Below are 5,664 nucleotides of genomic sequence, written 5' to 3' on the forward strand. Positions count from 1 at the left end.
GTGAGCCCCGCGCACGCGGGGATGGACCGACCTTGAACGTTTCACGCTGCATCCCCGGGGTGTGAGCCCCGCGCACGCGGGGATGGACCGGCGGCGCGGCGTGACCGGGAGGACGGCGATGCGTGAGCCCCGCGCACGCGGGGATGGACCGGCGAAGGGCAGCACCTGTTCGAGGACGGTGCCGTGAGCCCCGCGCACGCGGGGATGGGCCGGTACCGACGGCACGACGGTACGACGGCGCGCAAGGGTGGGAAGGCGCCGATTCGGGCCGGTCAGCGATGGCGCGTCGAGCGCGCGCACGCCTGGTGGAACGCACTCCACCGGCCTGCCCGCCGCCACGGGTGCCGCGCGACCGTCGTCAACGCCTTCCGCCCCCCGCGGACACGATCATCAGCGCCCTCGGCCTGGTCCGCCGGGCCTGGGCCACCCACCGCTGGGATGACCGCCCGAAGCGACGCCCGTGAGCCCCGGCCACCTGCCCGGACCCGTGCGCGCGGACGGTTCCCGCCGATCAGCGCCCCTGTCGTGGTTCAGTCGGCGCGGGCGTCGTAGGTCTCGCGGTTGGCGAGCACGTCGTCCATGTGCGCCTCGGCCCAGGACTTGAGGCCGCGCGTCATCTCGTACAGCGACAGGCCGAGATCGGTCAGCTCGTAGGAGACCGTGACGGGCACGGTCGGCACCACGGTGCGGGAGACCAGGCCGTCGCGCTCCAGGGAGCGCAGCGTCTGGGTGAGCATCTTCTGGCTGACGCCGGACAGCAGGCGTTGCAGCTCCGAGTAGCGCATCGCCCGGGGTTCGCCGGCGCAGTCGGCGCCGGGCTGCCGCGCGCTGCCGCTGCCGAGCGCGGCCAAGATCAGCGTGACCCACTTGCCGGAGATCCGGTCGAGCAGCTTGCGGCTGGGGCAGGCCGCCAGGAAGGCGTCGTACTCCGCCTTGGCCTGAGCCTTCTGCTGGGCCGCCGTCATCGTCGCCATGGAGCCTTCCTCTCACCCGCGGGTGCCCTACGCACTTCGAAGTGCCTACTTCCCATCAGGAAGCCACGCACCAATAGTGGTGCAAGGTGCCGTCAGGCACCAGCCCTTGGCTCGACACGAAAGGCACACCATGACCACCCCCTCCGTCTCGCTTCCCGGCGGCACCTGGTCCCTGGGCGACCTGACCGTCACCCGGTTCGGTTACGGCGCCATGCAGCTCGCCGGCCCCGGGGTCATGGGTCCGCCGGCCGACCGCGACGGCGCGCTCGCCGTCCTGCGCGAGGTCGTCGGTCTCGGCATCACCCACATCGACACCGCCGACGCCTATGGACCCCACATCACCAACCGGCTGATCCGCGAAGCGCTGCACCCCTACTCCGACTCGTTGCACATCGTGACCAAGGTCGGCGCGATCCGGGACGAGGCGGGAGGCTGGCCCCCGGCGCGCAGGCCCGACGAGCTGCGCCGGGCCGTCCAGGAGAACCTGGAGAACCTCGGTCTCGACACGCTGGACGTGGTCAACCTCCGGCTCGGCGACGCCCAGGGGCCCGTGCCCGGTTCGCTCGCGGAGGCGTTCGAGACGCTCGTCGACCTCCAGCGGCAGGGGCTGATCCGGCACCTTGGCGTGAGCAACGCGACAGCGGAGCAGGTCGCCGAGGCGCGTTCGATCGCACCGATCGTGTGCGTGCAGAACATGTACAACCTCGCCCATCGCCACGACGACGAGCTGATCGACGAACTCGCCGAGCAGGGCATCGCCTATGTGCCCTTCTTCCCCCTCGGCGGCTTCAGCCCGTTGCAGGCCTCGGCGCTCACGGCCGTGGCCACCCGGCTGGGCGCGTCGCCGATGTCGGTCGCTCTGGCCTGGCTGCTGCGGCGGTCGCCGAACATCCTGCTGATCCCCGGCACCTCGTCGGTGGCGCACCTGCGCGAGAACGTCACGGGCGCGGGGCTCTCGCTCTCCGACGACGATCTCGCAGAGCTGGACAAGATCGGCCGCTGACCCTCGCGGGGCCTCCCAGCGAGTGGGCCGGATCGGCCGGGGAGCGCTGGGGTGGCGGTGGCCGTGGACCGGCCCCACGGCGGACCGGCCGGCCACGCTGGAAGGACGGGCGCGGGTCTCCCCAGTGGTCACAGGGCGCCGCAGCCCCATGGTCACGGGGACCTGTGCCCGCCATGTCGCCGAGACCCTCGCCTGTCCGCGCGGACTTCACACCCCCGCGCGGGACGGACCGGGGCGGCCGGGTTCGGGCATGGCCGTTACGCCGCGGGTCCCGCGCGTCCGAGGACGGGCCGCGCCGATGGCGGAGGCGCGCTCCTACACCGCGCACCATGGCGAAAACGCTCTACCCGGTGGGTCTCCGCGGCCTCGCCCCCGAAGGCGTTCCCGCGCTCGTCACGGCACTCCAACGGGAGGGGTGGACGGTGCTCGTGCTGTCCACCCCGACCGGGACGCGCTTCCACGACCCCGACGAGCTGGAGAGGCCGACCGGCGAGCGGGTTCGGCTCGAGTACCGGATGCCCGGCACGGGCAGGAGCCTGCCGCCGTCCGACGCGGTGCTGGCCTGCCCGCTCACCTTCAACAGCACGAACAAGTTCGCCCAGGGCATCGCGGACTGCTTCGCGATCGGCCTGCTGTGCGAGATGGCCGGCCACGGGGTGCCCACCCTCGTCGTCCCGCACTGCGAACCCCAGCTCGCGAGCCACCCGGCCTTCCAGCGGAGCCTGGAGACGCTGCGCTCCATGCCCGCCGTCACCGTCCTGCACGACCCCGACGCCCCCGAGGAGCGGCGCATCCCGTCCTGGCGGGAGGTCGTCGCCACCCTCGCCGCGATCTCCTAGGAGTTCGGGTGGTCGCGCGCGTGGAGCGTGCCGGCGGACGCGGCATGCGGTGGGGACGAGGCCGCCCCGGACGCGGCGGCCTGCGCCGCCGGCCCGCCCTCAGGAGGAGACGGAGGGGTTGTTCCCGGGGATGCCGACCGGCCGGCCTCGGTGGCGTCACCGCCGTCGGACGGCCAGGCCGAGGCCGCCGGCCTGTGACCGGAAGCGGTCCGCTGGGCACGGCACGGTGGCCGTGTCACCGCTCGCCCCGCGACGGCCGCCGGGCGACGGTGGCCAGGGACACGGGCCGGCGTCTCGGACCCCGGCACGCGCCCCTGGCCCCGGCCGCTCCGGCCGGAGGTCCGGCCGTGGTGGGCCGAGCGTACGCCTCGATCCCGATCCCCGCCGGAACCGCGCGCCGGACGTGGCGGCGGCCGGCCGCGCCTCGCCGAAGACGCGGCGCGGGACCGGAGGACGGGATCCGCAGCCGCTCCGGACCGGCATCGGGTAGCACGCCCGCGCCACCTTGGCGAAGACGGCCCGCCTGGGCCGGCGCGGCCCCGGCATCGCTCGGGCAGCGCTCCGTTCGCCCCACCACGCTGCGACCGTCAGACGCGGCCGGGCCGTGGCGGACGTCCCGGACCCGTGGCCGCCCGGCCGTCCACTGCGGCACGGCGCCCACGCGCGGGCGGTCGCCCGCCGTCGCGCGCGGGACGCCACACCGATTCGCCCGGCGGGGCTGTGTCACTCCCGGACCGGCGTGCGGACGTCGCGGACGCCGGAGAGCGACCGGTAGTGGGCGCTGCGCGCCCCCAGGATGACGGCCGCCAAGAGGGTGGCCAGCGCGGACGCGACGAGCACGGCGCCCTTGGCGTTGGCCAGCAGCACCGCGTCGCCCGCGTAGGACAGCTCGCTGATCAGCAGCGAGACGGTGAACCCGATCCCGGCGAGCTGCGACATGCCGACGATGTCGATCCACTTCAGGGACGGGTTGAGCTCGGCCGGCGTCACCTTCGTCGTCAGCCACGCCCCTCCAGCGATGCCCGCCAGCTTGCCGAGGACGAGGCCGGCGATGACGCCCAGCGCGACCGGCTCGGTGAACAGCCCCGCCGGGTCGCTGAACGCCACCCCGGCGGAGAACAACGCGAACAACGGCAGGGCCAGCCCCATCGCCCACGGGCGCAGAAGGTGCTCCATTCGGACACCGGGCGGCGCCGTCTCGCCGGGGTGGGTCCGCGTGCGCATGAGAAGGCCCATGGAGGCGCCCGCGATGGTGGCGTGGACACCGCTGGCGTGCGTCAGCGTCCAGATCGCGACCGCCAGCGGCACCCACACCACGGCCGACGCGAGGCCCGCCCGCGCCAGCGTGGAGGCCAGCGGCCCGACGCCTCGTTGCAGGTAGCCGAAGACGGCGAGCAGCAGCACGGCCCCGGCCAGGGGGAGCAGCGCGAGATGGTCGGTGTAGAACGCCGCGATGACCACGATCGCCACCAGGTCGTCGACGATCGCCAACGTCAGGAGGAAGGTCCGCAGCGCGGGAGGCAGGTGGCGGCCCACCACCGCGAGGATCGCCACCGCGAAGGCGATGTCGGTGGCCATCGGGATCCCCCACCCGCGCACGGCCCCGGCGTCACCCCAGGTGAGGGCGGTGAAGATCAGCGCGGGCACGGCCGCCCCGCACAGGGCGGCGACGATGGGCAGCACCGCCCGGCGCGGGTTGCGCAGCTCGCCGTGGGTGAACTCGTGCTTGAGCTCGTTGCCCACGATGAAGAAGAACACCACGAGCAGGCCATCGGCCGCCCACGCCTCCACCGGCAGGCGAAGGTGCAGCGACTCGGGGCCGAAGGTGAGACCGCGCAGGGCCTCGTAGGAGGCGGCCCAGGGCGAGTTGGCCCATACCAGGGCGATCACGGCGGCCCCGATCAGCAGGAAACCGCCCACGGTGTCGCGACGCAGGGCGTCGGCCAGACGGGACGTCATCGCCATCACCGCCCGTCCAGCGGCGTGACGGCGGAGAGGAAACGGGCGCGGGCCGTCGGACGGCCCGGCGACATGGAAGACATGGGGAGGAGACCTCACAGGCATCGGCCGCGCCACGGACATGCCGATAGCGTGGCGAGGCATGCGAGGCCAGGCCGTCGGCACGAGGGCGCGGGTGGGAAAGACGGGACGGACACCGTCCGGAAGAGGACGGTGTGGGGGAGAGGCCGCGTTACGCGGCTCGGCGCACGCGCCGTCCCGGCGGGCAGCCCGCGATCTCACCGTGGGCGTTGGTGCCCCAGGAGCTCAACCATCCGTTGGTGCCGGCGTGACGCAGCACGCCCTCGGGCCAGGTGGGAGCCCAGCGCGCCACAGCGGTCCCACGCAGGAACACGCGCGAGGACACGCGGAACCCGTGGCGGGAGCTGATGGCGGTGGTGAACACGCCATCACGCTACCAGCAGGCGAGCGGAGGGAGGCGCCCCCTCCCTATCGCGACGAGCGCGAGGCGGTGCCGAGCGGGTTCTTGAACCGTAGGAGAGGTCACGGGGCGAGACCGTTCCCCGGCCCGCCTCATTTCGTGATTTCGTGACGGAATGGCTGACAAGCCACGGGCCAGTCCGGTACGGCTGGTGTCCTATTGCCTGTTCTGTTGCCGGATGCGAGTTTCGCCCTTTTCTTAAGAAGTGGTCGAAACCAGGGGGTGCCGCTGGTAACGTCCCAGGTCAATAAGAGTGCTCCCCGCGCACGCGGGGATGGTCCCCAGGCCGCCGACACCAACCAACGCCTCGGCAGGTGCTCCCCGCGCACGCGGGGATGGTCCCCTTATCGGCGGTTACCACAACGAGCGGTACACGTGCTCCCCGCGCACGCGGGGATGGTCCCGAGG

Annotated in this window: 5 protein-coding genes; 2 read left to right on the forward strand and 3 right to left on the reverse strand. The window is 73.3% G+C overall.

Annotation, left to right across the window (positions count from 1 at the left end):
- Nucleotides 1-530 precede the first annotated feature (530 nt).
- Complete coding sequence (locus tag B5D66_RS24725; RefSeq protein WP_078764235.1) at nucleotides 531-974, reverse strand: winged helix-turn-helix transcriptional regulator; 444 nt, start codon at nucleotides 972-974, stop codon at nucleotides 531-533.
- 130 nt (nucleotides 975-1,104) lie between these two features.
- Here B5D66_RS24725 and B5D66_RS24730 point away from each other — a divergent pair, with 130 nt between their 5' ends.
- Nucleotides 1,105-1,977 carry an aldo/keto reductase family oxidoreductase gene (locus B5D66_RS24730; RefSeq protein ID WP_078764236.1) on the forward strand — a complete coding sequence of 291 codons (873 nt, stop codon included), beginning with the start codon at nucleotides 1,105-1,107 and terminating at the stop codon, nucleotides 1,975-1,977.
- Nucleotides 1,978-2,306: 329 nt separating this feature from the next.
- Nucleotides 2,307-2,816 (forward strand): flavoprotein, encoded by a 510-nt coding sequence (locus tag B5D66_RS24735; protein WP_078764237.1) that lies wholly within the window; start codon nucleotides 2,307-2,309, stop codon nucleotides 2,814-2,816.
- A gap of 723 nt (nucleotides 2,817-3,539) precedes the next feature.
- Here B5D66_RS24735 and nhaA read toward each other — a convergent pair.
- Both nhaA and B5D66_RS24745 read right to left on the reverse strand, forming a co-directional pair.
- Entirely contained in the window at nucleotides 3,540-4,775 is a 1,236-nt protein-coding gene (nhaA, locus tag B5D66_RS24740) for a Na+/H+ antiporter NhaA (protein ID WP_144390355.1), read from the reverse strand.
- Between the two features lie 232 nt (nucleotides 4,776-5,007).
- On the reverse strand, nucleotides 5,008-5,220 hold the full coding sequence (locus B5D66_RS24745; RefSeq protein WP_078764239.1) for a hypothetical protein: 213 nt from the start codon (nucleotides 5,218-5,220) through the stop codon (nucleotides 5,008-5,010).
- Nucleotides 5,221-5,664 lie beyond the last annotated feature (444 nt).

It is taken from the genome of Marinactinospora thermotolerans DSM 45154 (genome assembly GCF_900167435.1).
GTDB classification, from domain to species: domain Bacteria; phylum Actinomycetota; class Actinomycetes; order Streptosporangiales; family Streptosporangiaceae; genus Marinactinospora; species Marinactinospora thermotolerans.

Bases quoted from the DNA above. Each gene is read 5' to 3' on its own strand.
- B5D66_RS24730 (WP_078764236.1), top strand. From the start codon at position 1,105: ATGACCACCCCCTCCGTCTCGCTTCCCGGCGGCACCTGGTCCCTGGGC.
- B5D66_RS24725 (WP_078764235.1), bottom strand. From the start codon at position 974: ATGGCGACGATGACGGCGGCCCAGCAGAAGGCTCAGGCCAAGGCGGAG.
- B5D66_RS24735 (WP_078764237.1), top strand. From the start codon at position 2,307: ATGGCGAAAACGCTCTACCCGGTGGGTCTCCGCGGCCTCGCCCCCGAA.
- nhaA (WP_144390355.1), bottom strand. From the start codon at position 4,775: ATGACGTCCCGTCTGGCCGACGCCCTGCGTCGCGACACCGTGGGCGGT.